The sequence below is a fragment of the Candidatus Sarcina troglodytae genome (genome assembly GCF_015708635.1).
GTDB classification, from domain to species: domain Bacteria; phylum Bacillota; class Clostridia; order Clostridiales; family Clostridiaceae; genus Sarcina; species Sarcina ventriculi.
Genome location: NZ_CP051754.1, coordinates 148,820 through 175,096 on the forward strand (window position 1 = coordinate 148,820; position 26,277 = coordinate 175,096).

At 26.5% G+C, this 26,277-nt stretch carries 26 protein-coding genes; 19 read left to right on the forward strand and 7 right to left on the reverse strand.

The features are described 5' to 3' along the window. Nucleotides 1–52: 52 nt before the first annotated feature. Together HH195_RS00715 and rsmI are read left to right on the forward strand one after the other, a co-directional pair. Complete coding sequence (locus HH195_RS00715) at nt 53–805, forward strand: tRNA1(Val) (adenine(37)-N6)-methyltransferase (protein WP_196371211.1); 753 nt, start codon at nt 53–55, stop codon at nt 803–805. Between the two features lie 9 nt (nt 806–814). Beyond that, nucleotides 815–1,657: a 16S rRNA (cytidine(1402)-2'-O)-methyltransferase gene (gene rsmI / locus HH195_RS00720; protein WP_055260220.1), complete on the forward strand. Its 843-nt coding sequence runs from the start codon at nt 815–817 to the stop codon at nt 1,655–1,657. Nucleotides 1,658–1,746: 89 nt separating this feature from the next. Here rsmI and HH195_RS00725 read toward each other — a convergent pair whose 3' ends face one another. Continuing rightward, the gene (locus HH195_RS00725; RefSeq protein WP_055260221.1) at nt 1,747–1,986 is read right to left on the reverse strand and encodes an AbrB/MazE/SpoVT family DNA-binding domain-containing protein; all 240 of its coding nucleotides are present in this window, start codon (nt 1,984–1,986) and stop codon (nt 1,747–1,749) included. Between the two features lie 580 nt (nt 1,987–2,566). Here HH195_RS00725 and HH195_RS00730 point away from each other — a divergent pair. Both HH195_RS00730 and HH195_RS00735 read left to right on the forward strand, forming a co-directional pair. After that, nucleotides 2,567–3,139, forward strand: coding sequence for a DUF1836 domain-containing protein (locus HH195_RS00730; RefSeq protein WP_196371865.1), 573 nt, complete (start codon nt 2,567–2,569; stop codon nt 3,137–3,139). Between the two features lie 187 nt (nt 3,140–3,326). Further along, the gene (locus HH195_RS00735; RefSeq protein ID WP_196371212.1) at nt 3,327–4,166 is read left to right on the forward strand and encodes a YihY/virulence factor BrkB family protein; all 840 of its coding nucleotides are present in this window, start codon (nt 3,327–3,329) and stop codon (nt 4,164–4,166) included. A gap of 119 nt (nt 4,167–4,285) precedes the next feature. Here HH195_RS00735 and galE read toward each other — a convergent pair whose 3' ends face one another. Further along, nucleotides 4,286–5,272: a UDP-glucose 4-epimerase GalE gene (gene galE, locus HH195_RS00740; RefSeq protein WP_196371213.1), complete on the reverse strand. Its 987-nt coding sequence runs from the start codon at nt 5,270–5,272 to the stop codon at nt 4,286–4,288. A 685-nt stretch (nt 5,273–5,957) separates the two neighbouring features. Here galE and HH195_RS00745 point away from each other — a divergent pair. From HH195_RS00745 to uvrB, 12 genes are all read left to right on the forward strand, one after another. Continuing rightward, complete coding sequence (locus tag HH195_RS00745; protein ID WP_055260224.1) at nt 5,958–6,260, forward strand: DUF6514 family protein; 303 nt, start codon at nt 5,958–5,960, stop codon at nt 6,258–6,260. Nucleotides 6,261–6,320: 60 nt separating this feature from the next. After that, complete coding sequence (gene acpS, locus HH195_RS00750; protein ID WP_196371214.1) at nt 6,321–6,710, forward strand: holo-ACP synthase; 390 nt, start codon at nt 6,321–6,323, stop codon at nt 6,708–6,710. Nucleotides 6,711–6,847: 137 nt separating this feature from the next. Continuing rightward, the gene (locus tag HH195_RS00755) at nt 6,848–7,441 is read left to right on the forward strand and encodes a germination lipoprotein GerS-related protein (RefSeq protein WP_055260226.1); all 594 of its coding nucleotides are present in this window, start codon (nt 6,848–6,850) and stop codon (nt 7,439–7,441) included. Between the two features lie 167 nt (nt 7,442–7,608). Next, nucleotides 7,609–7,839 (forward strand): hypothetical protein, encoded by a 231-nt coding sequence (locus HH195_RS00760; protein WP_055260227.1) that lies wholly within the window; start codon nt 7,609–7,611, stop codon nt 7,837–7,839. Between the two features lie 6 nt (nt 7,840–7,845). Further along, nucleotides 7,846–8,202: a type II toxin-antitoxin system PemK/MazF family toxin gene (locus tag HH195_RS00765; protein ID WP_055260228.1), complete on the forward strand. Its 357-nt coding sequence runs from the start codon at nt 7,846–7,848 to the stop codon at nt 8,200–8,202. A 316-nt stretch (nt 8,203–8,518) separates the two neighbouring features. After that, entirely contained in the window at nt 8,519–9,340 is an 822-nt protein-coding gene (locus HH195_RS00770; protein ID WP_196371215.1) for a transketolase, read from the forward strand. Continuing rightward, nucleotides 9,340–10,281 carry a transketolase family protein gene (locus tag HH195_RS00775; protein WP_196371216.1) on the forward strand — a complete coding sequence of 314 codons (942 nt, stop codon included), beginning with the start codon at nt 9,340–9,342 and terminating at the stop codon, nt 10,279–10,281. Before HH195_RS00770 ends, HH195_RS00775 begins: the two co-directional genes overlap by 1 nt. 186 nt (nt 10,282–10,467) lie before the next feature. Continuing rightward, the gene (ftsE, locus tag HH195_RS00780) at nt 10,468–11,154 is read left to right on the forward strand and encodes a cell division ATP-binding protein FtsE (protein WP_196371217.1); all 687 of its coding nucleotides are present in this window, start codon (nt 10,468–10,470) and stop codon (nt 11,152–11,154) included. After that, entirely contained in the window at nt 11,144–12,085 is a 942-nt protein-coding gene (gene ftsX, locus HH195_RS00785) for a permease-like cell division protein FtsX (RefSeq protein ID WP_196371218.1), read from the forward strand. The genes ftsE and ftsX overlap by 11 nt, the downstream gene beginning before the upstream one ends. A 201-nt stretch (nt 12,086–12,286) precedes the next feature. After that, nucleotides 12,287–13,501: a S41 family peptidase gene (locus HH195_RS00790; protein WP_243278519.1), complete on the forward strand. Its 1,215-nt coding sequence runs from the start codon at nt 12,287–12,289 to the stop codon at nt 13,499–13,501. Between the two features lie 23 nt (nt 13,502–13,524). Beyond that, on the forward strand, nt 13,525–14,775 hold the full coding sequence (locus HH195_RS00795) for a PDZ domain-containing protein (protein ID WP_196371219.1): 1,251 nt from the start codon (nt 13,525–13,527) through the stop codon (nt 14,773–14,775). 224 nt (nt 14,776–14,999) lie between these two features. Next, nucleotides 15,000–16,964 (forward strand): excinuclease ABC subunit UvrB, encoded by a 1,965-nt coding sequence (uvrB, locus tag HH195_RS00800; protein ID WP_055259901.1) that lies wholly within the window; start codon nt 15,000–15,002, stop codon nt 16,962–16,964. Nucleotides 16,965–17,019: 55 nt separating this feature from the next. Here the strand turns inward: uvrB and HH195_RS00805 are convergent, their stop codons facing one another. Next, a complete protein-coding gene (locus HH195_RS00805; protein WP_243278520.1) occupies nt 17,020–17,592 on the reverse strand; it encodes a hypothetical protein in 573 nt (190 codons plus the stop codon). A gap of 134 nt (nt 17,593–17,726) precedes the next feature. Continuing rightward, the gene (locus HH195_RS00810; protein WP_196371220.1) at nt 17,727–18,242 is read right to left on the reverse strand and encodes a transcription repressor NadR; all 516 of its coding nucleotides are present in this window, start codon (nt 18,240–18,242) and stop codon (nt 17,727–17,729) included. 218 nt (nt 18,243–18,460) lie between these two features. Here HH195_RS00810 and uvrA point away from each other — a divergent pair, with 218 nt between their 5' ends. Next, complete coding sequence (gene uvrA, locus HH195_RS00815; RefSeq protein ID WP_196371221.1) at nt 18,461–21,289, forward strand: excinuclease ABC subunit UvrA; 2,829 nt, start codon at nt 18,461–18,463, stop codon at nt 21,287–21,289. Between the two features lie 119 nt (nt 21,290–21,408). On the opposite strand, the gene HH195_RS00820 is transcribed toward uvrA, so the two are convergent. Further along, nucleotides 21,409–22,224 (reverse strand): ZIP family metal transporter, encoded by an 816-nt coding sequence (locus tag HH195_RS00820; protein ID WP_196371222.1) that lies wholly within the window; start codon nt 22,222–22,224, stop codon nt 21,409–21,411. A gap of 172 nt (nt 22,225–22,396) precedes the next feature. Here HH195_RS00820 and HH195_RS00825 point away from each other — a divergent pair, with 172 nt between their 5' ends. Further along, a complete protein-coding gene (locus HH195_RS00825) occupies nt 22,397–23,941 on the forward strand; it encodes a PAS domain-containing sensor histidine kinase (protein ID WP_196371223.1) in 1,545 nt (514 codons plus the stop codon). A 53-nt stretch (nt 23,942–23,994) separates the two neighbouring features. On the opposite strand, the gene HH195_RS00830 is transcribed toward HH195_RS00825, so the two are convergent. After that, entirely contained in the window at nt 23,995–24,174 is a 180-nt protein-coding gene (locus HH195_RS00830) for a hypothetical protein (RefSeq protein WP_055259891.1), read from the reverse strand. Between the two features lie 128 nt (nt 24,175–24,302). Continuing rightward, entirely contained in the window at nt 24,303–25,238 is a 936-nt protein-coding gene (locus HH195_RS00835; RefSeq protein ID WP_196371224.1) for a DUF368 domain-containing protein, read from the reverse strand. A gap of 251 nt (nt 25,239–25,489) precedes the next feature. On the opposite strand from HH195_RS00835, the gene HH195_RS00840 reads away from it, so the two are divergent. Further along, complete coding sequence (locus tag HH195_RS00840; protein ID WP_196371225.1) at nt 25,490–26,239, forward strand: hypothetical protein; 750 nt, start codon at nt 25,490–25,492, stop codon at nt 26,237–26,239. Nucleotides 26,240–26,277: the final 38 nt, after the last annotated feature.

A 26,277-nucleotide genomic window follows, 5' to 3' on the forward strand; every position in this document is an offset into this window, starting at 1 on the left:
AGAAATAGAAGTTAATAAATTTTAAATTCTGTTTAAATGGTGAAATTTTATTATGAGAGATTTAGATTTATCATTGGTTAAAGATGGAGAAACTTTAGATGACTTACAGTTGAAGGATATATGTATTATTCAGAAAAGAGAAGGTTTTAGGTTTGGAATAGATGCTGTACTTTTAGCTAACTTTGCAAATGTAAAAAAAAAGCATAAAGTAATGGATTTGTGCACAGGTACAGGAATAGTTCCATTTATAATAAAGGGTAAAAAAGAACCAGAGAAAATTGTAGGTTTAGAGATTCAAAATGAATTTGTTGAAATGGCAAATAGAAGTATTAAAATAAATGGATTTAATGATACTATGGAGTTTTTACATGGTGATTTAAAGGATAAAGAACTATTAAAATCCATAGGAAGATTTGATGTAGTAACAGTAAATCCACCATATAAACTTGAAAAATCAGGTATAGTAAACCCTAATGATAAATATGCAATAGCAAGACATGAGGTTATGTGCAATTTAGATAATGTTATAGAGGCATGTAGAATTGTTTTAAAAGATAATGGAAGGCTTTATATGGTACATAGACCAGAGCGATTAGCAGATATATTTTGTATTATGAGAAAGTATAAAATTGAGCCTAAAAGAGTTCAAATGGTACATCCAAATACTAAAAAGCCAGCTAATATACTCTTAGTTGAGGGACAAAGAGATGGAGGAGCATACCTAAAATGGGAACCACCTATTTATGTGTATAATGATGATGGGAGTTTTAGTAAAGAAATAAATGAGATATATGGCAGAATATAAGGAGGAATTATGGGAAAAATATATTTAGTTCCAACTCCAATTGGAAATTTAGGAGATATAACTTTAAGAGCTTTAGAAGTTTTAAAATCAGTTGATTTAATTGCTGCTGAAGATACAAGGCAAAGTTTAAAATTATTAAATCATTTTAATATAAAAAAGTCACTTATAAGTTATCATAAACATAATGAGCAGGGAAAAAGTGAAGAACTTATAGATAGGGTGAGAAATGGAGAGAATATAGCAGTAATTAGCGATGCAGGAACACCAGGAATATCAGATCCTGGGAGTATTGTATTAAAAAAATGTATTGAAAATGGAATAGATGTAGAAGTTTTACCAGGAGCAACTGCATTTACAACTGCTATTATTTATTCGGGCTTAGATACAAGTGCATTTATATTTAGAGGCTTTTTACCAAGAGAAAATAAGGAAAAAAAAGAATTTGTAGAAAGTTTAAAGGATAGAAGGGAAACAATTATATTTTATGAATCTCCATATAGGGTAATAGACACTTTAACATTTTTAAAAGAAAACTTTGGAAATAGAAATATTGCTGTTTGTAGAGAATTGACCAAATTACATGAAGAAATATATAGAGGTAGCTTAGAAGAGGCTATATGTTATTTTAATGATAACATACCAAAAGGAGAGTTCGTTTTAGTTTTACAAGGAAAATCTTTAGAAGAAATAAGAAATGAAAATGTAGCTAAATGGGAAGATATGAGTATAAAAGATCATATAATTTATTTTATAAATCAAGGAATGTCTAAAAAAGATGCTATAAAGCAAGTGTCTAAAGATAGAGAATTGCCTAAGTCAGAAGTCTATAAACATTCGATAGAGATAAAATAATAAAAACATAAAAAAGACACTTCTTTCCCCTATGAAGTGTCTTTTTTATGGGTAAATAAACTGATTAAATATGTAAATGTTAATTTAGATTATTTTTTTAATTCATCTAAACAATGTTGGCAGATGTTTTTACCTTTGTAATTAACAACATCTCTAGCATCTCCACAGAATATACAAGCTGGTTCATATTTCTTTAAAATTATTTGTTCACCGTCAACATATATTTCTAAAGCATCTTTTTCAGCTATGTCTAAAGTTCTTCTTAATTCTATTGGAATAACTATTCTTCCTAATTCATCTACTCTTCTTACTACACCTGTTGATTTCATGTTTGTTCCTCCTCATGTCTACATCTTTCGACAAAATATAATATGATAATAACAAAGTTGTCATAATAAGTCAATACTTTTTTTGAAAATAAAATTATAAAAATTTTTTTAAATTAATTTATATATTCAATATACTACCATTATTTTGAAAAGTCAATACCCAAAACTTATATATAATAATAAAATTATAAAAAAAATACAATAAAAAATTTTTTTACTAACATTTTATAAACTTAAAATTATAAAAAATTAGATATTTATTTAATTTAATGAAAATAAATCAAAAAATATATAAAAAATAATTTTAAAATATATGCAAAAATTATTTTTGAAAATATAAAGAATTATATAAAACTAATGGTAAAAAGAGTATTTAAAATGCAAAATTAGTCGGAAAAGATAGAAAAATAATTTTAACTTATAATATAAGTTTTGTTTATAAAATTATGATTTAAACTAATATATAAAGAAGCAAATGATAACTTGTAATGTAATTTAAAATACTATATAATATAAATAAGTAAAATACTAGGAATGAGGTGCGATTTTGAGTTGTAGTGATTTGAATAATGATTACATAATGAATATTATTGAAGATATTTCAAAATGTAATATGGTAGCTTATGATGATTTGCCTAAATATGATCTTTTTTTATCTCAAGTTATAGATTATTTAAATGATAAATTTCCAGATGATAAATACACTAACAATATAGTTCAAAATTATATAAAAAGTGAAGTTATTTCAAAACCTGAGGATGGAAAAAAAAGAGGCTATACTAAAATGCATTTAGCACAATTAGCTCTTTTAAGCTATATGAGACCTTTATTAACAACAGAGGAAATAAAAAAGGTTTTTAAACTGGCTTTTAATAATATAAATGATAGAACTGATGATATATTATCATGGGAGGATGCTTATCAAGGATTTTGTGAAATTCAAGAAAAAAGTGTAAAGGATTTTTTATCAGTTCCTTTACTAGATGAAAAAAAGTTAGAAGAATTGATAAAGGGAACAAATAAAATACAAAATGAAAAAGATGCAGAAGCTATTAGAACTTTTTTAATTGTTATGACGTTAATTGCACGAGGTAGTGTTATAAAAAGTTTAGTGCAAAAAATAGTAGAAGATTATTATTCTACACATGAATAAAAAAACAATAAATATAAAAAATATATGTGAAGCAAGTTATATAATTAGTAGTATGACTTGCTATATTTTTGTAGAATAATTAATAAATTATATGGTATAGTAAGAATATCTGTATTTTCATACTAGCATAATATCATTTATATTATTATGATTTTTAGGGAATAATAAAATATAGTAGGTGTGTTAAATGAGGAATGAAAAAGAAAAAAAAGTCTCTTTCATAATAGGACTTATTAAAAAAATATTTAAAGATGACATAATAGGTAATGGAGCACAACTTGCATATTTCTTGATGTTAGCATTTATACCTTTTTTAATATTTTTAATAACTTTGATAGGAAAAAGTAGAATTAGTAGTGATGATTTACTTATGTTTTTATCAACAATAATGCCAAAAACATCGTTTGAATTAATAAAAACTACAATAGGAACAATTATAGATACTCAAAGATCTGATGTAATGTGGGGAAGTATTATACTTGCTATATGGGTATCATCTTCGGGGTTTGGAGCAGTAATTAAAGGGCTTAATATGTCCTATGATGTTCAAGAAACTAGAAGTTACATATTAAGAAAATTTTTATCTATAGTATATACATTATTATTAGCGTGGACAATAGCTATGACTTTACTATTATTTGTTTTTGGAGGAGTAATAGAAAAATTTATAATTTTAAAATTGCATCATCAGTTTTTAATAAACATATTTTGGTATGCAGGGCGTTATAGTATAATTCTTATAGTAATGTTTATAATATTTTTGTTTTTGTATAATGTTACTCCTTGCAAAAGATTAGGATGGAAAGAGGTAATGCCGGGAGCAATTTTTACAACTATAGGGTGGATTGTAACATCATTGATATTTACCTTTTATGTAAATAATTTCAATAATTATGCTAGAATTTACGGTGGATTGTCAGCTGTATTTGCTATTATGATTTGGTTGTTTATAAGTTCATTGACATTATTAGTCGGTGGAGAGTTAAATGCTTATATAATAGAGTATAAAAAAAAGAAAAATAAATAATACACTTAGAAAGCAGAATAAAGAATAAGCTTGATTTAATATAGTTTTAAAGTATTATATAAGCTTATCCTTTATTATATAATAAATGTAAAGAAATTTATATTATAAATAAGTCACGATTATTTTGAATAACCGTCAATATGTGAACTATGCCATTTCCAAGCAGTTTCAATTATAGTTTCTAATGAGTTGAATTTAGGTTTCCAATTTAATTCAGATATAGCTTTATCTGATGAAGCTATAAGAATGGCAGGGTCTCCTGCTCTTCTTGGAGCTATTTTAGCTGGAATAGGATGATTAGTAACCTTTCGAGCTACTTCTATAACTTCTTTTACTGTAAATCCAGTACCATTACCAAGATTATAAATTCTACTTTCTCCACCATCAATTAATCTGTTTAAAGCTAAAAGATGTGCTGATGCTAAATCAGATACATGGATATAATCTCTTACACAGGTACCATCTTTAGTTTTGTAGTCATCTCCAAATATCATTATTTCATCCCTCTTATTTAAAGCTACTTGGAGTATTAGAGGGATAAGATGTGTTTCTGGTGAGTGATCCTCTCCTATTTTTCCATTTATATGTGCTCCAGCAGCATTAAAGTATCTTAAAACAGTAAATTTAATTCCATAGCATGTATCGCACCATTTAAGTATCTTTTCAACTAATAACTTAGATTCGCCATATGCATTAGTAGGAATAGTTTTATCATTTTCTAGAATAGGTGTGTTTTCAGGTTCACCATAAGTTGCAGCAGTAGAGGAAAATACTATATATTTTACTCCATATTTCTTCATTGCTTCTAGTAAACTTATGGTACCTGAAACATTATTATTAAAATATTTTAGAGGTTCTACCATACTTTCGCCAACCAATGAATAAGCAGCGAAATCGATAATAGCTTCTACATGATTTTCAGTAAAAATTTTATCAAGAATATTTTTATCTCTTAAATCACCTTTATAAATTTTACCTCCTAAAATAGCGTCTTCATGACCTTTTTCAAAATTATCAAGGATTATTACTTCTTTATTTTGTGCAAGTAGTTCAGCCACCATATGGCTTCCTATATAACCAGCACCACCACATACTAATATAGCCATTTAATTACCTCCTAGAATAAAATATTTATACTTATATTATAACTAAAATTTTTACTAGAGTGAATAGAAAATAGAAAAAAATATCATTCTGATAATAATATATAGTTAAAAAAATTAGGAAAATATATATGCAAGAATTGAATTAATATTGTAAAAGAAAGAATTATAAGTGAAGCAATAGCATATAAATATAAGAAAAAAAATGTTATCATAATATATGTAGGAAATTGGTAGCAAGAAGATATAAAAATTAAAAATAGAAAAGTATATATTAGATTCAGGTAAAGAATTAAATATAATAGATAATAGATGTTAATTTAAGATTATTAGAAACCTATTTATTTACAAACAAAACATAGCTTAAAGATTAAATGTTAACAAATTGTAAATTTTTATATGGATTAATTTTACATTTTATTATTTTTTTAATAATTTAATAAGAAAATAAAAAATGCTATAAATTTAATTTACAAAAAAAGTAATCATTTTTTTGCTTACATAAAAATTAGTCGAAATAGTACAATTTAAAAGTTAATTAAATACAAAAAAGAATAAAAATGTTAATTAAATGTCGTTAATTAACTTTTAGATAATAAATTTACATTGCATGATTTGACATACTTTTTCCTGTATAAGTGCTAATATTATATTACTGAGTTAGTGTTTTTGTTTAAGGGGGATATTTATGAAAATTGTTCAGAATTTGAATATTGTTAGAAATTACGATAATTTAAGACATGACTATCAATATAGGATTATTGAAACTAAATATAATGAAGTAAATACTTATGGAATTGAAATTGAAAGAAAAGACTTTAATAATGATGTTTTAATAAATATTGAAAGAAATTCAATAGAAAAAATATCTTACTATTTAGAAAAAGTTAGGGAACTTCTTTCTATTTTATATAAAAATGAGGTATCTCCAATTCATTTAGTTGATATAATTGGAGAGAAAGTGGATGAATATGTGAGTGAATTTAAATAGGATTTAAATATAATTTTTAGTAGTCTAAATATATACCTTATAAAGTACCATGGAGGAAAAATGATTTTAGGTATAGGAGTAGATATAATAGAGATAGATAGAATAGAGAAAGCTATTAAAAAGCAAAATAAGTTTTTGGAAAAAATTTTTACAAATAAAGAAATAGAATATTTTCAGAATAGAAAAATGAATATTGAAGTAATAGCTGGAAATTTCGCAGCAAAAGAAGCAATAAGCAAAGCTTTAGGGACAGGATTTAGAGGTATTTCTTTTTTAGATATAGAAGTGCTAAGAGATGAGGTTGGTAAACCCTTAGTCAATATAGAAAATAAAATAAAGAAAAATATAGAATATATTTTAGGGGATAGACAAGCATATAAAATTCATCTCAGTATTTCTCATAGTAAAAGCAATGCTGTTGCTTATGCTGTATTCGAAAATTTAGGTTAATCTTTTGACATGGTTGTAATAATATTGAGATAAAAAAATGTTATACATAAGAAGAAAAAGAAAAGTATAGTATCATAGAATAAAATTTAGTTAAGTTTAATAGTATGTAATATAATATTTGAATTTCGGAGGAAATAATGAAAAAGAAAAAAAATATTTTATTATGTATACTATTAGCTATTGGCATGATGGGTGTTTGTGGGGTTCTAATTTATAAGCAGAATGTGGAATTAAATAGACCAGAGAATATTTTAGACAAGTTATCAAATATTGATTCTTATTCCACAAAGGTTACATATATTGTGAAAAATTCAAGGGCAGAATTTAAAGAAGAGGGATTAATTGAGTTTAATGGAGATAATGAAACTAAAATAACATTAGAAAACAGGATGGAAATATTTAAAGATGGTAAGATATATATGAAATATATAGACGAAAATAAAAATTACTCAGTATCAGAAGATTTTGATAATTTTTATCAATTCATGTTTATTAATTATTTATCTAGATTTTTAAATGAGGAAAATAATGTTACTTATTCTTATGAAACTATAGAAAATATAGAGTATCTTGTTATTGATTACCTACTTTTAAGTGGAAATCAAAATTTTTATAAGGAAAAATTATATATTGATATAAAAAATAAAAAGCCATTTAAAGCTATAATATATGATAAAAATAATGCTGAAAAGCTTAATATAGGTTATAGTGAATTTATAAAAGGAAATTAAGTTTGATTTAATAATGAAAAGTGATTTGGCAAGATAAAATGCAAAAAAATAAAAACAAATGCAAAAAAATAAAAAAACTATAGAAGAACCCTTTGACAACATGATATATATTGCAATATAATGAATACATATTTAACTCTTTTTTGCATTTAAGGAGAACAGAAGTCATGTCAAAATCAAAGGAATTTAAAAAAAATTTAAAAAAAATACAACCAAATAGTGGATTTATTAACTATAAGTTAATATCATGTAGTAAATCAGAAAATAATGATTTATTTGAATGGATGAAAAGAGGCTATAAGGAAATGGCTTCTATCAATTTAAGTTATGCTGAAGAAGCAGTAACTGCAGAATTTTATGATGAATTAGAATATGAGAGATGGCTTTGCGGAGTGTGATAAAAAATGACTAAGTTGAATGTAAAAAGAGGGGACATATTTTATGCCGATTTAAGCCCAGTTGTAGGCTCGGAGCAAGGCGGAATAAGACCTGTAATAGTAATACAAAATGATATAGGAAATAAGTATAGCCCTACTGTTATAGTAGCTGCTATTACTTCACAAATAAATAAAGCTAAATTACCAACACATGTTGAGATTTCATCAGAAGAATATGGACTAAATAGGGATTCTGTTGTTTTGTTAGAACAAGTTAGAACTTTAGATAAAAGAAGATTAAAAGAAAAAATAGGACATATGACTGACGAAGACATGAAAAAGGTTAATAAAGCAATGATGATAAGCTTATCATTAAATTGGTAAAAAAGTGGACAAGTAAGCTGTTTAATTTTATTAAACAGCTTTTTTTATATTTTTTAATGATTTAATGTGTCAAATATTTAATAAATATGTTATACTATTTAATGAATTTATGATATATATTATACATTATTGGAGTAATAGTGTAGAAATATGAGTTTTATCGTAATAAATTAATTTAAATACAATATATAAATAAAAGTTAAGTTGAATAATTAAAATAAATATTTATAATATTAATCATATAATCAAAAACTAAAATTAAGAAGTAATTTGAAAGACGAAAATAAAAGTTTTTAATAAATTGTAGGAGGAGCACATGAATAGTATAGAAAGTTTAAAAGAGATATCAAGAGTAATAAGAAAAGATATTGTAGAGATGTTGACAGAATCAGCATCAGGACATCCAGGTGGATCATTATCAATAGCAGATATAATGGCAACATTATATTTTAAGGAAATGAATATAGATGTTAAAAATCCAAAGGATGAAAATAGAGATAGATTTGTTTTATCAAAAGGGCATGCAGCACCAGCTCTATACAGTGCTTTAGCAAGAAAGGGATTTTTTGATGCTAAAGAATTAAAAACTTTAAGAAAAATAGGTTCAAAGCTTCAAGGACATCCAAACATGAATGATTTACCAGGGATAGATATGTCAACAGGTTCATTAGGTCAAGGGATATCAGCAGCAGTTGGAATGGCATTAGCAGGAAAGCTTGATAATAAATCTTATAGAACATTTGCAGTTTTAGGAGATGGAGAGCTTGAAGAAGGACAAGTGTGGGAAGCAGCAATGGCAGCAGCTCATTATAAATTAGATAATTTAACAATATTCATAGACTCAAATGGGTTGCAAATAGATGGAGATGTTACAAATGTAATGAATCCAAGACCGATAGATAAAAAATTTGAGGCTTTTGGATGGAATGTTCTTATAATAGATGGACATAACTATGAAGAAATAATAGATGCTATAGAAAAAGCAAGAAATACTAAAAATATGCCAACTTGTATAATTGCAAATACTATAAAAGGAAAAGGTGTTTCATTTATGGAAAATGAAGCAGCATGGCATGGAACTGCTCCAAGTAAAGAACAATGTGCAAAGGCACTTAAAGAGTTAGGAGGACAAGAGTAATGGCAAATAAAATAGCAACAAGAGAAGCTTACGGAAAAACTTTAGCAAAATTAGCTGAAGAAGTTGAAAATATAGTAGTATTAGACGCAGATCTTTCAAAGTCTACAAAAACAGCGGATTTTAAAAAGGTAGCAGAGGATAGATTTTTCAATATGGGAATTGCAGAAGGAAATATGATGGGAGTTGCAGCAGGACTTTCAACTTGTGGAAAGATTCCTTTTGTTAGTACTTTTGCTATGTTTGCAGCAGGAAGAGCTTTTGAACAAATAAGAAACTCTATATGTTATCCTAATTTAAATGTAAAGGTATGTGCAACTCATGCAGGACTTACAGTAGGAGAAGATGGTGCATCTCATCAAGCTATTGAAGATTTATCTTTAATGAGAAGTATACCAAACATGACAGTTATATGTCCATCAGATGCAATTGAAACTGAAGCTGTAATAAGAGCTGTTGCAAAATATAACGGGCCTTGTTATGTAAGACTTGGAAGAGCGGCAGTAAATGTTATAAATGATAGAGATGGATATAGTTTTGAAATTGGAAAAGGTGTTGAACTTGCAGGTGGTAATGATGTAACAATAGTTGCAACAGGGATAATGGTAGATGTTGCTTTAGAGGCTAAAGAAATGTTAGCTAAAGAAGGTATAAATGCTAGAGTTATAAACATACACACTTTAAAACCTATAGATAAAGAAATTATACTAAAAGCTGCTAGAGAAACTGGTGCAATAGTTACAGTTGAGGAGCACAGTATAATAGGAGGATTAGGTTCTGCAGTATCTGAGGTTGTGTGTGAAGAAAGACCTGTTTCAGTTGTAAGAATTGGTGTTAATGATAAGTTTGGTGAAAGTGGTAAACCGGATGAACTTCTAAAAGCTTATGGTTTAACTTCTGAAAATATTGTTTCTGCTTGTAAAAGAGCTGTTAGTTTAAAATAGAATATATCAAATAATGGAATAGTTAAAAGCTTTATTGGTAGCAAGACTGCTAATAAAGCTTTTTTATTTAAGTGGAATTTAGATACTTTCTATGGTATAATGTAATATATTTTTTAAAAATATATTAAAATTTCAACAATTACATAAATATTCAATTGTTGAGAAAAATAACTAAGGAGTGTCTATATGATTGAATTTAAGAATGTTAGTAAGGTGTATGATAACAATGTAAAAGCATTATCTAACGTTAATATTAAAATTGACGCTGGTGATTTTGTTTTTTTAGTTGGTCCAAGCGGTGCTGGAAAATCAACCTTTGTTAAGATGTTACTAAAAGAAATTGAACCATCAGAAGGACAGATAATAGTAGACGGAATAGAATTATCAAAGATAAAAAGAAAAAAAGTTCCTTTCCATAGACGAAAAATAGGTATGGTATTTCAGGATTTTAGACTTATACCATCACTTAATGTTTATGAAAATGTAGCTTTTGCAATGAGAGTACTAGAAGCAGCACCGAGTGAAATAAAAAAACAAGTACCTATGGCATTATCTCTTGTGGGTTTATCTAATAAACAAAAGATGTTTCCAAATCAATTATCAGGGGGAGAACAACAAAGGGTTTCTATTGCAAGAGCAATTGTAAATAAGCCACTTGTTTTAATAGCAGATGAACCAACTGGAAACTTAGATCCAGAAACAGCAAAAGAAATTATGACTTTAATTGAAGATATAAATAAAAGTGGAACAACTGTTGTAATGGCAACTCATGCAAAAGAAATAGTTGATGATATGCAAAAGAGAGTAATAGCAATTGAGAAGGGACAAGTTGTTAGAGATGAGGAAAAAGGAGGATACGAGTATGAGAATTAGTACGCTTAAACATTTCATATCCGATGCCTTCAAGAGTCTAAATAGGAACAAGACAATAAGCATAGCTTCCGTGGCAACAGTTTTAACTACTTTACTTGTTTTTGGAGCTTTTATGCTTACAGCTTTAAATGTTAATATGGAACTTAATACTGTTCAGTCTAAAGTTGAAGTAAAAGTTTTTTTAAATGATAACATAGATGCAACACAACAGCAGAACATAGAAAATATACTTAAAAATATTGAAGGTGTTACAGGAGTAATTTATGTAAGTAAAAATGAAGCTTTAGCACAGTTTAAGAAACAAATAGAGGGAAATGAAAAGATTTTAGCTGGTTATACTGATGAGAATAATCCTCTTCCAGCATCATTTACTGTTAAATTAAGTGATCCTAATGTTGCTGATGCGGTAGTTAAAGCTATGAGCGTTACAGAGGATAATACGAGTGCAGAAAGTTTAGCAACTGGTGAAACACAATATTTAGCTGGTGTTGAGAGTGTTGGAAATGATCAAAATTTAATAAATACTATAGACTCAGTATCTAGAACTGTAAGATGGGTAGGTATAGTATTATTTATAGTTCTTATTGGAATATCTTTATTTTTGATAATGAATACAATAAAAATAACTGTATTTTCAAGAAGAAAAGAAATTGGAATTATGAAATTTGTTGGTGCAACAGATTGGTTTATTAGATGGCCATTTATAATAGAAGGAATGGTTATAGGATTAGCTGGTGGAGTATTTGCTACAATAATTTTATATTTTGCATATAAAGCGGTATATGAATTATTAGTTCAAAATATTGTTTTAATGACATTCTTAAGCCCAAGTTATGTTTTGACTACAATGTCATGGGAATTTATAGTTTCTGGTATGTTAATAGGTATTTTTGGAAGTATAATTGCTTTGAGAAAATTTTTACATGTTTAAAATATAAAAATATCGGTTACTTATATAATTAGTATATTATTTACTAAAATGGTTATATTAATAAGTGTAAAATAAACTGATTCATATGATTAAAATATTTGTATAAATGATTAATTTAGATAGCATTTATCTACTTATATTAAGCTTAAAATACATAATTTTTACAATGTATTTTAAGCTTTTTTTTGAAAGGGTGAAATTGTGATTAGAAAAAATAAAAAGAATATAAAAAATATAGGTTTAGTTATGGGATTAACAGCTACTGTAAGTGGCTCTATATATATTGGAAATGTTTTAACTTCTAAAGGAATACTTCCAGGTTATGCAGGTTATGCGTCAATATCTGATGTGACTGAATTTGAAAAACTTTTTGAAATAAGAGAAGCTCTTTATAAGTGGTATGATGGAGAAATAGATGATAGTATCTTAGCAGAAGGTGCAATAAAGGGTATGGTATCTTCATTGGAAGATCCATATACTTATTTTATGAATGAAAGTGAATATGCTACTTTTAAGGAGCAAAGTGAAGGGAATTATATGGGAATAGGGATTCAAGTAGGTGTTAAAGATAATAAAATAACTGTAATAGCTCCAATCGATAATTCTCCAGCACAAAAATCTGGAATTATGTCTGGGGATATTATAACAAGTGTTAATGGAGTTGAGGTTAATGGAGAAAGTTTAGAAACAGCATTATCAATGATAAAAGGAACTGAAAAAGAATTATTAACTATAGGTATTTATAGAGAAAATAAGGGCGATTTTGACGTTCAGGTTCAAAGGGATGTTATAGAAACAATAAGTGTTACAGATGATATTTTACAAGATAATATAGGGTATATAAGTATATCATCTTTTGATTCTGGGGTTTCAGAAAAATTTATTGAAAGTCTAACTAAACTTAAAGAATCCAATATTAAAGGATTAATTTTAGATTTAAGAGGAAATCCAGGTGGTCTTATGAAAGAATGTGTAACTGTTGCATCTCAATTTATTGAAAAGGGAAAGGTTATTGTTTCAACAGTTGATAAAAATGGAAAAGTAGAAGAAAATATTTCAACAGGTGGAATTGCGCAGGGTATGCCATTAGTTGTTTTAATTAATGGTGGAACTGCATCAGCTTCTGAAGTTGTGTCAGGTGCTATACGTGATTATAATCTTGGAACTTTAGTTGGAGAAACATCTTTTGGAAAAGGTGTTGTTCAAGTTGTTTTAGATGATAAATCAGATAATACAGCTCTTAAAGTTACAATTTCTAAATATTATACTCCAAATGGGGAAAATATACACTCAATAGGTATTAAGCCACATGTAGAAGTAGAGTATTTAAAAGATTCAACAGAGACACAATATAGTAAAGATAGTGATACACAACTTATAAAAGCCATAGACATTATGAAAGAAAAACTTAATTAAAGTAAGCTTAAGGAGGTGCTATTTTGAATGTAGTGCTAGCAACTATAAAAGCTATATCTTATGTTTGGGTAAATCCAGTCTTGCTTTTGTTACTTTTGGTGATTTCTGGAGTATTTTATATAAAAAATAAGAAAATAAATTTTATACAAACAATGGTATTAGGGGAGAAAATAAATTCTCCTCTAGAATTAACAATTTCTCAAATAGTCATAGGAATAATTGCAGGAAGTATAGCTAGTTTAATTTTAACTACTTTTGGTGTAAGTTTCGAAGAAAATTCAGGTATTGCAATGCTGTTTTTAATATCAATAGTAGTAATAATTTATAAACCTAAAATTTTTAGTTTTCCATATGTAGCTACTGTTTTAAGTTTGATAAGTTTAATTTGTTCAAGGTTTAATGTTGGACGAGTTATTAAAATGCAGTTAAATATACCTAATATTATAATATTAATTAGTATTATTTCTATAGTTCAAGGAATACTTATAATGATTGATGGAAGAAAAGGTTATATTCCTGTTTTTACTAATAAAAATGATAAAATTTTGGGAGGATTTATTTTTAAAAGATGTTGGAGTTTACCTGTAGCATTTTTCATTATATTTAATTCTGTGAATGATTTTACATTGCAAAATATTGATTTTTCTAATATATATTCTTCGATAATAGGAAGGGATTTAATTCCCATAACTACCATGACAGCATTAGCTATTTTACCATTTTATGCTGTTATAGGATATGAGGCTGTTACCTTTACTAAAAATAAGGTGCAAAAAACTTTAATTTCTGGAGGTATAATGGTTGTATATGGTGGAATATTATTTTTAATATCTTTCTTTAGTAGATATAATGTAATGTTTGAAGTATTGTCTGTAATACTAATGTCGATTATTTATATAATTATAAAATACATAGAAAAGCATATTGAAAAAAATTCTAAACCACTTTTTGTTTCAGATGAAGAAGGAATTTGTATTTTAGATGTTGTTCCAAAATCTAGAGCTTTTAGAGAAGGCGTAAGAAGTGGGGATAAAATAATAGAGTTAAATGGCTTGAAACCTTTTAGTGAGAAAGAAATACTTAAATCTATAAGGGATAACTATATAAATACTACATTGAAGATTAAAAATATAAAGGGTGAAGTTAAAGAATACATTATAAGTAGTAAGAGTAAGTCTATGAGGTTTGGAGTGATTTTAGTTCCTGTAAATATAAGAAAAAAATATAATATAGATAAATTATTGAAATTATCAGAAATTAGAAAAAATGTTTAAATATTAATTTGATTAATTGTATTGAAGAAAGATGATTATTTTAAATTATTTAATCTTTAATATGATTTTTTATTTTTCAGTTTCATAATTAGTGTTAGTATAAAATAAGGGGTTTTTTAGAATAAGTTTAATTTTAAAAATTATTGGAGTAATAATATAAGTTAAAATAAAAGAAAGGAAAGGATGTGGATTGTTTAGTAGAAAAGGCTACTAAAGATTAAAATATGGGTGAATTTAAAATAAGTTCAAAATTTAAACCAAATGGTGATCAACCTCAAGCAATTGAAAGTTTAGTAAATTCAATAAATAGAATGGATTGGGGACAAACTCTTTTGGGTGTTACAGGGTCTGGAAAAACATTTACTATGGCTAATATAATAGAGAGAGAAAAAAGACCAACTCTTATACTAGCTCATAATAAAACTTTAGCAGCTCAGCTATGCTCAGAATTTAAAGAATTTTTTCCTGATAATATAGTTGAATATTTTGTATCATATTATGATTATTATCAACCAGAGGCATATGTTCCTCATACTGATACTTTTATAGAAAAAGATGCATCAATAAATGATGAAATAGATAAACTTCGTCACTCAGCAACATCGGCTCTTTTAGAGAGACGAGATGTTATAATTGTGGCATCTGTTTCTTGTATTTATGGTCTTGGTAATCCAGAAGAATATAAAAAACTTACTATTTCTTTAAGACCTGGAATGGTTAAAGATAGAGATGAAGTTGTTAAAAGACTTATAGAACTTCAATATGAAAGAAATGATATTGATTTTTCAAGAGGAACTTTTAGAGTTAGAGGAGATAATCTAGATATAATTCCATCATATTCATCATCTAAAGGAATAAGGGTAGAATTTTTTGGAGATGAGATAGAGAGAATAAGAGAATTTGATGTTTTAACAGGAAAAATTATAGGGAATAGAAATCATGTTAGTATAACACCGACATCTCACTTTGCTACAACTCAAGAAACGCAAGAAAAAGCTATAAAAGTTATAGAAGAAGAGCTTGAAAAAAGGCTTCAAGAATTAAATGAACAGGATAGAATTTTAGAGGCTCAAAGACTTAAGCAAAGAACAAATTTCGATATAGAAATGATAAGAGAAATGGGGTATTGTCAGGGTATAGAAAATTATTCAAGAATTTTAGATAATAGAGCTCCAGGGACTCCACCACAAACTTTAATAGACTTTTTTCCAAAGGATTTTTTAATGTTTATTGATGAAAGTCATGTAACTATTCCACAGGTGAAAGCCATGTATGCAGGAGATAGGTCTAGAAAAGAAAGTTTGGTTGAATATGGATTTAGGCTTCCTTGTGCATTTGATAATAGACCTTTAAAATTTGAAGAATTTGAAAAGAAAATAAATCAAGTTGTTTTTGTAAGTGCAACTCCAGGAAAATATGAATTGGAACATTCTAAAAACATTGCAGAGCAAATAATAAGACCAACAGGGCTTTTAGATCCTGAAATAATAATAAAACCAACAAATGGACAAATTGATGATTTATATGGGGAAATTAATGAAACTATTAAAAAAGGTTTTAGAATTTTGATAACTACATTAACTAAGAAAATGGCTGAGGATTTAACAAAATATTTAAAGGAATTAAATATAAAGGCTGTCTATATGCACTCAGATGTAGATACCATAGAAAGAATGAAAATAATAAAGGATTTAAGGCTTGGCAAGTATGATGTTTTGGTTGGAATAAATCTTTTAAGAGAAGGATTAGATATTCCAGAAGTTGCATTGGTAGCGATTTTAGATGCTGATAAGGAAGGATTTTTAAGGTCTGAAACATCATTAATACAAACAATAGGTAGAGCTGCTAGAAATGCGGAGAGTAAAGTTATAATGTATGCAGATACAATAACTAATTCTATGGATAGAGCAATAAAGGAAACTGAAAGAAGACGTGAGATTCAGAAAAATTATAATAAAGAGCATAATATAGTGCCTAAAACAATAAAAAAGGAAGTAAGAAAAGTTATAGAAGCTGTTGAATTAGAAGAGGTTAAGCCAAGCAAATTTAATAAAAAGGAAAAAGTTTTAGATAAGAATAAACTTATTAAAGAATATGAAAAAGAAATGAAGGAAGCGGCTAAAAATCTTCAATTTGAAAGAGCTGCAGAACTTAGGGACATTATAAAAGAACTTAAAAAAGATGTATAACAATAAAGAATAGGCTAATTTAATATAGCTTATTCTTTTAATTTTTATGCTTCATCTAATAAGCTATTAAAGCATTTGAAATAGATTTAGAATAGTTACAAACTAGTCCTTCATAAATTATCTCTTTATTATTAATATCTAATAAATCTTTAGGGCTTATTAATGCAGGAGGTTTATTACTTTTGTAAATAGAACTTTTTATAAGAAGTTCTGAAACAAATTGTGAGCAAAAATAATAATAGTCTTTTTCACGAGGTTTATCCCAATAAGCAGTAAAAACTCCTAAAAAGTTATATCGATATTTTTTTTGTTCTTCCATGAATATATTCAATTCTTTTTTTAATGTTTTAAGTTGAGTTTCAGAAACTTTAACTTTATATATCATGCATTCGCTATAAGGAAATTTAGTGAAAATTCCACCATTTATATTTTCTTTAATTAATCCAGCTATAAAAGGATTATCAGGATTAATTCTACCGAAGGAATACATAACATTTAAACTAGAATCAAAACTAAGAGATACATGGGCATATTTGTGGCTAAGTCCAAAATTTATAACTCTTGAAAATAACGTGCCTGTTTTTGAAAATACTAAGTAAATATGTTTTTTTGAACTAATAATTACCACCCCTTTTGCTTATAAATTAATAATCATATAATTATAATTTTACATAATTATTACAAAAATATCAATTAATATATTGTAAATATTATTTTTATACTAAACATAGATGGAATTAGGAGTAGTAATTATTAATTGTTTTATAGTAAGTATCCTTTTTTTCTAAGTGAATTTAGGATATTATTATAAATTTCTTCGTTTTCGCATTTTATAGTATGAAGATGTATTCCTTGTGTGAGTTTGGATAACATAGGAGAATCTTTAGATTTTAATTTTTTTATAAAATCTAGAATATGACGTCTAGAGGATAAATGTAAATCTCCTGTTAGTTGTCCGTAAACTGGATGCTCTATTATTACGTTAATAACAGTTGCACCTTCATCTATTATGATATTTAATTCATCTTCCATATTTTCTTTAGTATGTCTGCAAGCTATAGTTTTTAATAAAAATTTATTATTTTCTTTACAATTATTTATAATGTAGCCCCTAGCTGTTGAAATTATATTAGAGCCAGAAGCTCTTAAAAGTGCAACATCTCCAACTATAAGTTGGCGACTTACATTTAATTCTTTTGCTATATAAGAACCACTAAGTGGTTTTTTTGATTCTTTTATCATTAATAAAATTTTTTTACGTCTTTCGTTAGCGTTCATATTTTTCTCCTTAAAATTTTAATAATAATTATTTAAATTAATTATACTATATATAAAAATATTATTTTAATTTATTTTGAATTTGACATGATAAGCTAACAAGCATAAAATAATTAGTAATCGAACTTATGTTTGCATATTAAATTTAATATAATTTAAAAAATTTTTAATATAAATTAGTTAAAAACAAACTTTTTAATATAGATAAGGAGTAACAAATGAAAGATGTAATTGTTGTAAAAGGAGCTAAAGTTAATAATTTAAAAGATATAGATTTAAAAATACCTAGGGATAAATTAATAGTATTTACTGGACTTTCAGGATCAGGTAAGTCTTCTTTAGCTTTTGATACTATTTATGCAGAAGGGCAAAGAAGGTATGTAGAGTCTTTATCATCCTATGCAAGGCAGTTTTTAGGTCAAATGGATAAGCCAAATGTTGAGAGTATTGAAGGGCTATCACCGGCTATATCAATAGACCAAAAGACAACATCAAAAAATCCACGTTCTACTGTCGGAACTGTAACTGAAATTTATGATTATTTAAGACTTTTATATGCTAGGGTTGGAATTCCTCATTGCCCTAAGTGTGGAAAAGAAATATCAAAACAATCTGTAGACCAAATAGTAGATTCTGTTATGTCTTTATCTCATAGAGAAAAAATTCAAATTTTAAGTCCAATAATAAGGGGCAGAAAAGGAACTCACGAAAAAGTATTAGAAAATATAAAAAGGCAAGGATATGTTAGGGCTAGAGTTGATGGCATTATTTATGATTTAACAGAAGAAGATGTGAAACTTGAAAAAAATAAGAAACATAATATAGAAGCTGTTATAGATAGATTAATAGTTAAAGATGGGATAGAAACTAGATTAGCTGATTCAATTGAAATGGCTTTAAAGTTAGCTGATGGATTGGTTATTATAAATTTAATTGATAAGGAAGAGGATAAGTTGTTTAGTGAAAATTTCGCTTGTCCTGATTGTGGTATAAGTATAGATGAGTTAGAACCAAGGTTATTTTCATTTAATTCACCTTTTGGAAAATGTGATTATTGTGATGGACTTGGGACTTTATTAGAAATAGATGAAAACTTAGTTGTTCCAAATAAAGATTTATCAATAAGAGAAGGAGCTATATCCACTTGGGGAGATGCTAGGCTTAAAAAAGATTCTTGGACTTATGCAGTTTTAACCGCATTAATGAATAAATATAATTTTAGCTTAGATACAAAGTATAAAGATTTATCCAAGGAAGTTCAACATGTTCTTATGTATGGATTAAATGGAGATAAAATTGCTGTAACTTACATAAAAGATGGAGTAGAATCTGTTTATAATCATTCCTTTGAAGGTGAAATAAATAGTTTAAAGAGAAGATATATGGAAACAAATTCTGATCTTATAAAGACAGAAGTAGAAAGATATATGAGTGATAATCCATGCCCTAAATGTAAAGGCGCTAGACTAAAATCAGAGGCGTTAGCAGTAACTATTGGTGGCAAAAATATAACTGAATTTACTAAGATGTCTATTGGAGAAGAACTTGATTTTATAAATTCTTTAGAGTTTTCAGAGAAAGATACAATAATAAGTGGTCAGATAATAAAAGAAATAAAAGAGAGATTAGGTTTTTTAATAAATGTTGGATTAGATTATTTAGATTTAGCTAGAAATGCGGGAACATTATCAGGTGGTGAGGCGCAAAGAATAAGACTTGCAACTCAAATTGGTTCTCAACTTATGGGTGTTTTGTATATTTTGGATGAACCATCAATAGGGCTTCATCAGAGAGATAATGATAGACTTATAGCAACCTTGAAAAAATTAAGAGATGTAGGAAATACTTTAATTGTTGTTGAGCATGATGAGGATACTATAAGAGAGGCTGATTATATAGTAGATATTGGTCCTGGTGCTGGAGAACATGGTGGGGAAGTTACTTTTGCAGGAACATATGATGAAATTTTAAAAGATAAAAATTCATTAACAGGAAAATATTTAACTGGACAAGAAAAAATAGAAGTTCCGAAGGAAAGAAGAAAAGGAAATGGAAATTTTATTACTATAAAAGGTGCAAGAGAAAATAATTTAAAAAATGTTAATGTCAAAGTGCCTTTGGGGACTTTAACAATGATAACAGGAGTATCTGGTTCTGGAAAAAGTACATTAACAAATGAAATTTTGTATAAAGGTCTTAATAAAATAATAAATAAATCTAAATATATTCCAGGAAATCACAAAGAGATTTTAGGATATGAGAATATAGATAAAATAATAGATATTGACCAAAGTCCAATAGGTAGAACCCCAAGAAGTAATCCTGCTACTTATACAGGAACATTTGATATAATAAGAGAATTATTTTCTCAAACTCAAGAAGCTAAAATGAGAGGATATAAGCCAGGAAGATTTTCTTTTAATGTTAAAGGAGGAAGATGTGAGGCGTGTAGTGGTGATGGAATAATAAAAATAGAAATGCAATTTTTATCTGATGTTTATGTGCCATGTGAGGTTTGTAAGGGAAAAAGATACAACAGAGAAACGTTAGAAGTTAAATATAAAGGTAAAAATATTGATGATATTTTGAATATGACAGTAGAAGATGCTTTAGAATTTTTTGAAAATATACCAAGAATAAAAAATAAACTTCAAACTCTTTATGATGTGGGTCTTGGGTATATAAGGCTTGGACAACCATCTACTCAGCTTTCAGGAGGAGAAGCTCAAAGAATAAAACTTGCGTATGAACTTTCAAAGAGAAGTACAGGTAAGACTATGTATATTTTAGATGAGCCAACAACAGGTCTTCATATTCATGATGTAAGAAGACTTATAAAAATTCTTCAAAGATTAGTTGATGGAGGGAATACGGTTGTTGTAATTGAACATAATTTAGATATGATAAAATGTGCTGATTATTTAATTGATTTAGGACCTGAAGGTGGAGATAAAGGCGGAAAGATAGTTGGCTGTGGAACGCCTGAGGAAATATGTAAGATTAAAAATTCATATACAGGAAAATATTTAAGTAAATATTTAGAATAAATTATGCATTAAAATAAAGCAATATATCATAAAAATTTATGATATATTGCTTTAATTAATAAGTGTATCTTAAGTTTAATGAGTTTTTGTAAACTTATTATAATAATTAAATTTTATATTTATCCAAGAGCTACATCTAAAATCATCATAACAATAAATCCCAAAATTAATCCGATAGTAGTTAAGGTTTTGTTTTCTATGCATGATTCAGGTAAAAGTTCTGAACCTACGACAGAAATCATAGCGCCTGCTGAAAATGCTAAAAGTATTGGTAAAACTGATCTTGCAGTTAAAGCGGCTAAAGCACCAAAAACTCCTGCAATTGGTTCAACTAATCCTGAGAGTTGTCCATAAAAGAAACTTCTTTTAACAGATAAACCTTCTTTTCTAAGAGGGAGTGAAACAGCAGCGCCTTCAGGGAAATTTTGAAGTCCTATTCCAAATGCTAGAGTTATGGCTGCTACTATGCTAGTTCCAGGGATTCCTGCTGCAACACCACCAAATGCAACCCCAACAGCTAAACCTTCAGGTATATTGTGAAGTGTAACTGCTATAACTAAAAGAATGCTTTTTTTATACTTACTTTCGCTAGATAATTTATTGCTATCATATCCTAGTATTTTTCCATAAGAAAACTTGTCCATAAATTTATCAGCAAAGATTATAAAAATTCCTCCAAGAAGAAATCCTATGGATGGAATAATAAATTTATTAACTGAAAGTTCTTGGCACAGTTCAATAGACGGCATAAGTAAAGACCAAAAACTTGCAGCAATCATAACACCTGCACTAAAACCTAACATAGAATTTAAAAATTTTTTATTTACCTTTTTAAAGAAAAAGACCAATGATGCTCCTAATGCTGTAATTGCCCATGTAAAAATAGTTGCAAGAAGTCCTTGAAGTACTGGATTGAGTTCTAAAAAAGAATTCATTATATCCTCCAAAATGTAGAGTTGTTAATTTATATTATTACAAATATGTATAAAATGATAAAAAATATATAGTTTAGAAATTATTTTGTGATATAATATTCCAAAAAAATAAAAATGTGTTAAAATATAAGTATTAAAATTAACTAAAGAGGTGCAATAGGGGATTAAAATTATGAATAATATGGATAAAATATATTTGGATATGATTAATAAAAGTCCTATTCCTTGTTTATTGGGAGGTTTAGTATGTAAATGTGGTCAAATTCTAGATTTAGAAATAGAATATTTAAATATAAAGATGATAGAATTGCTTAGTTTAAAAAATAATAGTTTTTTACAAAATTTAGGATTAAGTAGTTTTAAATCAATAGAAAAAGCTATATTAAAGTTAGAAGATAATACAGAATGTAGCTTGGATTTATATATACCCAGTATAGATAAATATTATAATATAAGTATTAATAAATTAGAAAATAATAAAATTTGTATTTGGTTCACTAGTGAATTAAGTCTTTTATGTAGATGTGAAAAAAAATGTCGTAAGCAAGAAAAGCTTATAGAAATAATAAATAAAAAAATCCCAGATAATATAGCATATAAAGATGCCAATGGTGTAATTACTTATTGTAATGAGGCATTTGCAAAATCTTATAATACAAAAATAGAAAATATAATAGGTAAAAAAGAAAATGAAATAGAAACAGATATGGATATTAATCCTTGTGAATGTATGAATCAAGATGAAGAAGTAATGTTATGTAAAGAAGAAAAAGCATATTATAATAAAATAATAGATAAAAAAGGAAAGGTTAAATATCTAGAAACAATAAAGATACCTTTTACTGATAAAAATGATAATATTGATGGATTATTATGTTTAACTAGGGATATAACAACTAGAAAAAAATTGGATCTGGAATTTGAAAGATTGAGGACTGAATTTTTTGCTAATTTATCGCATGAATTCATGACACCTTTAAATGTTATATTTAGTGCACTTCAAATGATAAATCAAACTATTGGAAAGTGTTATAAATGTGAAAATAGAAAGTATCATGGTTATATTCAAGATATAAATAAAAATGCTTTAAGATTATTAAGATTAGTAAATAATTTGATAGATTGTACAAAGTTAGATACAGGGACATTAGATTTTAATCCTCAAACTTATGACATAGTAAAATTTATTGAGGATATTTTCGATTCAACTGTTGAATTTGGCAAAAAAAATAATATAAATATGATTTTTGATACTGAAATGGAAGAAAAAATTATATCTTTTGATTTAAATAAAATTGAAAAGGTCATGTTAAATATCATATCAAATGCTATTAAATTTAATAATGAAAATGGTGAGATTAACGTATTTATAAAAGAGTCTAATGATTTTATAAAAATAATAGTTAGAAATACTGGAATAGGTATAGCAGAAAATAAATTAGAAAGAATATTTGAAAAATTTGGACAAGCAAATTATAGATTAACTAAAATAAGCGAAGGAAGTGGTATCGGTTTATCATTGTCAAAATCATTAATTGAACTTCATGGTGGTAGTATAGAAGTTGAAAGTGAAGTAAATAAATGGACTCAATTTACCATAAATTTACCTAATATAATTTATGAAGATGCTATGTTAATAAATCATACTGATTTACAAAATTATATTAAGGGCACAAGAGTAGAGTTTTCAGATATATATTTAAAACAAAATATATAAAAGCATTAAAAGAGATAATATCTCTTTTAATGCTTTTATTTTAATGTGTGATTTTAGTCTCTATATTGATTTAAGCAATCACAAGCTGTTTTAATAGAATGTAAAGCATTTTCTATTTTTTCTTTATTTTGAGTTTTTTCTGCTTTATTACATGCTTGTTGTAAGCATGATTCAGCTGATGTTAAGGTAGTTTTTACTTCGTTAATATAATCTTGAGCTTTTTTTTCTTGCATTTTACTTTCTCCTTTTATTTTAAGATTATAGGTTAAGAATTTAAAAATCTTTAACTTACATTCTTATTATGGATATAAACATTTTAAAATATTACAAGAAATAAAAGTAAAACGATAAAATTATTTCATTAATTAACCTTAGATGTCTCACATTTAATTTTTGTTTTTTTCATAGAATTTTTTTTAAATGTGGTTTTAGTTTTTTGAAGAAGTAATATAATTCCACCACCTATTAAAAAGAAAATAATGTTAAATGTATTAAAAGTCATTGCAGGTTTAGGAATTTCTAATGTTGTAGGTCCCATAAATACTGCATAAATAGAACCTAACATAAGCCCTAATATGAAATAAATTAATTGAGATCTTTTAGTAATTAATAATTTTTTTATTAATTTTATAATGGATAAAATTCCAATAATAACTCCTATTGCAAAAACAAAAACTATTGGAAAATAAGAAAAATTAAAGTGCAAAATTTCTTTTATAGAAGATATTATAGGAACATATAATCCAAAAATAAGTAACAATGTTGAACCTGAAATTCCAGGTAAAATCATAGCTGATATAGCAATTATTCCACATATTAGTACATAAATATATAGTATTAAATTAGGATTAGCAAAAGATATAGAATTGGTTGTATTAGAAGATACTGGATTGAAGTAAGTTATTAAAACAACTAATGCTAATCCTAAAACAGTCCAAAGAATATTTTTATATTTACCTATTATTGATTTTCTTTCTTCAATAATTATTAATGGTAATGAAAATATTATAAAACCAACAAATAATGAACTGATTTTGTATATTTGGCTTTCAAAGATTGCAGATATAAATATAACAGATAATATAAAACCAAATATCCAGCCTAATCCTATTTTAATTAGAAATGATAAAGCTTTCTTTCTTTCTTTTTTGCTTCTATTTTTTGAAGTAATAGTATCTAGTGATGAAATAAATTCATCATAAAAACCGAGTATAAATGCGATAGTGCCACCAGATACACCAGGAACACTATCTGCCATTGCCATAAAAATACCCCTAATAAAGTTAAGTATTATCATATATACACTCCTTTTTACTATATTAACATATATTATAATAAACTGTTTTTTATGAAATGTCATTAAAATATGGTTAATTTTTCTTTAGAATAATAAAATGTTTCAATATAATAATGTGTATAAATTTAAATAAATAAGCTCAACATAATTAGGTACAAATGTGAGTAAAGTCTATGGTTTAATTTACAAAAACAATATATTACGAAAGAGAGGTGAAACGTCATAAAGATATATTTTTATGACGAAAATGCATGAAAAAGGGAAAAATACTGTCACTAACAGCTCTTATGACAATTGCATTAAATGCTCCCGTTTTTGCAACTAATTATACGGTAAATGCTACACCTAATATACAAACAAGAGAAACTTTAGAAATTGAAAATGGTGAGGAACAAAAGGGCGGAAATACACAAAATAATAAACCAGAAACAAAAATAGAAAATCCAAGTAAAAAGTCTACTGATGGTAAAGAATCAAATGAAAAAAATAAGCCAATAGAAAATAAATCTAATGAAAATAAAAAGCCAATAGAAAATAAAGAACCTAATAAATCTAATGAAAATAATAAAGCGACAAATGATAAAGGATTAAAAGAAGATAAAAATCAAACAGAAAATAAAGATTTAGATAAGAATAAGAAAGACGAAAAACCAATAGAAAATAAGAGTTCAGATTCAACAAAAGAAGATAAAAAATCAATAGAAAATAAGAATTCTGATAAAATAAATGAAAATAAAAATTTAACAGAAAATAAGGAACAAAGTAAAAAGCCACTAGAAGAAAATAAAGATTCAAATAAAGTAAATCAAGATAAAAAGCCGAATGTAGAAAATAATAAAAAAGAAGATAAAAAAGAAAATAAAAAGGAAGATAAAAAAGAAGAAAAGAAAGAAGAAAAGAAAGAAGATAAAAAAGCTCAAGATGGAAATAAACAAAAGAAAAAAGGTTGGTCTTTATTTAAAAAGAATAAGGATAAAAAAGAAGAAAATATGAATAAATAATACAATTTTAAATTTCTTTAAGTATCATAAATATCATA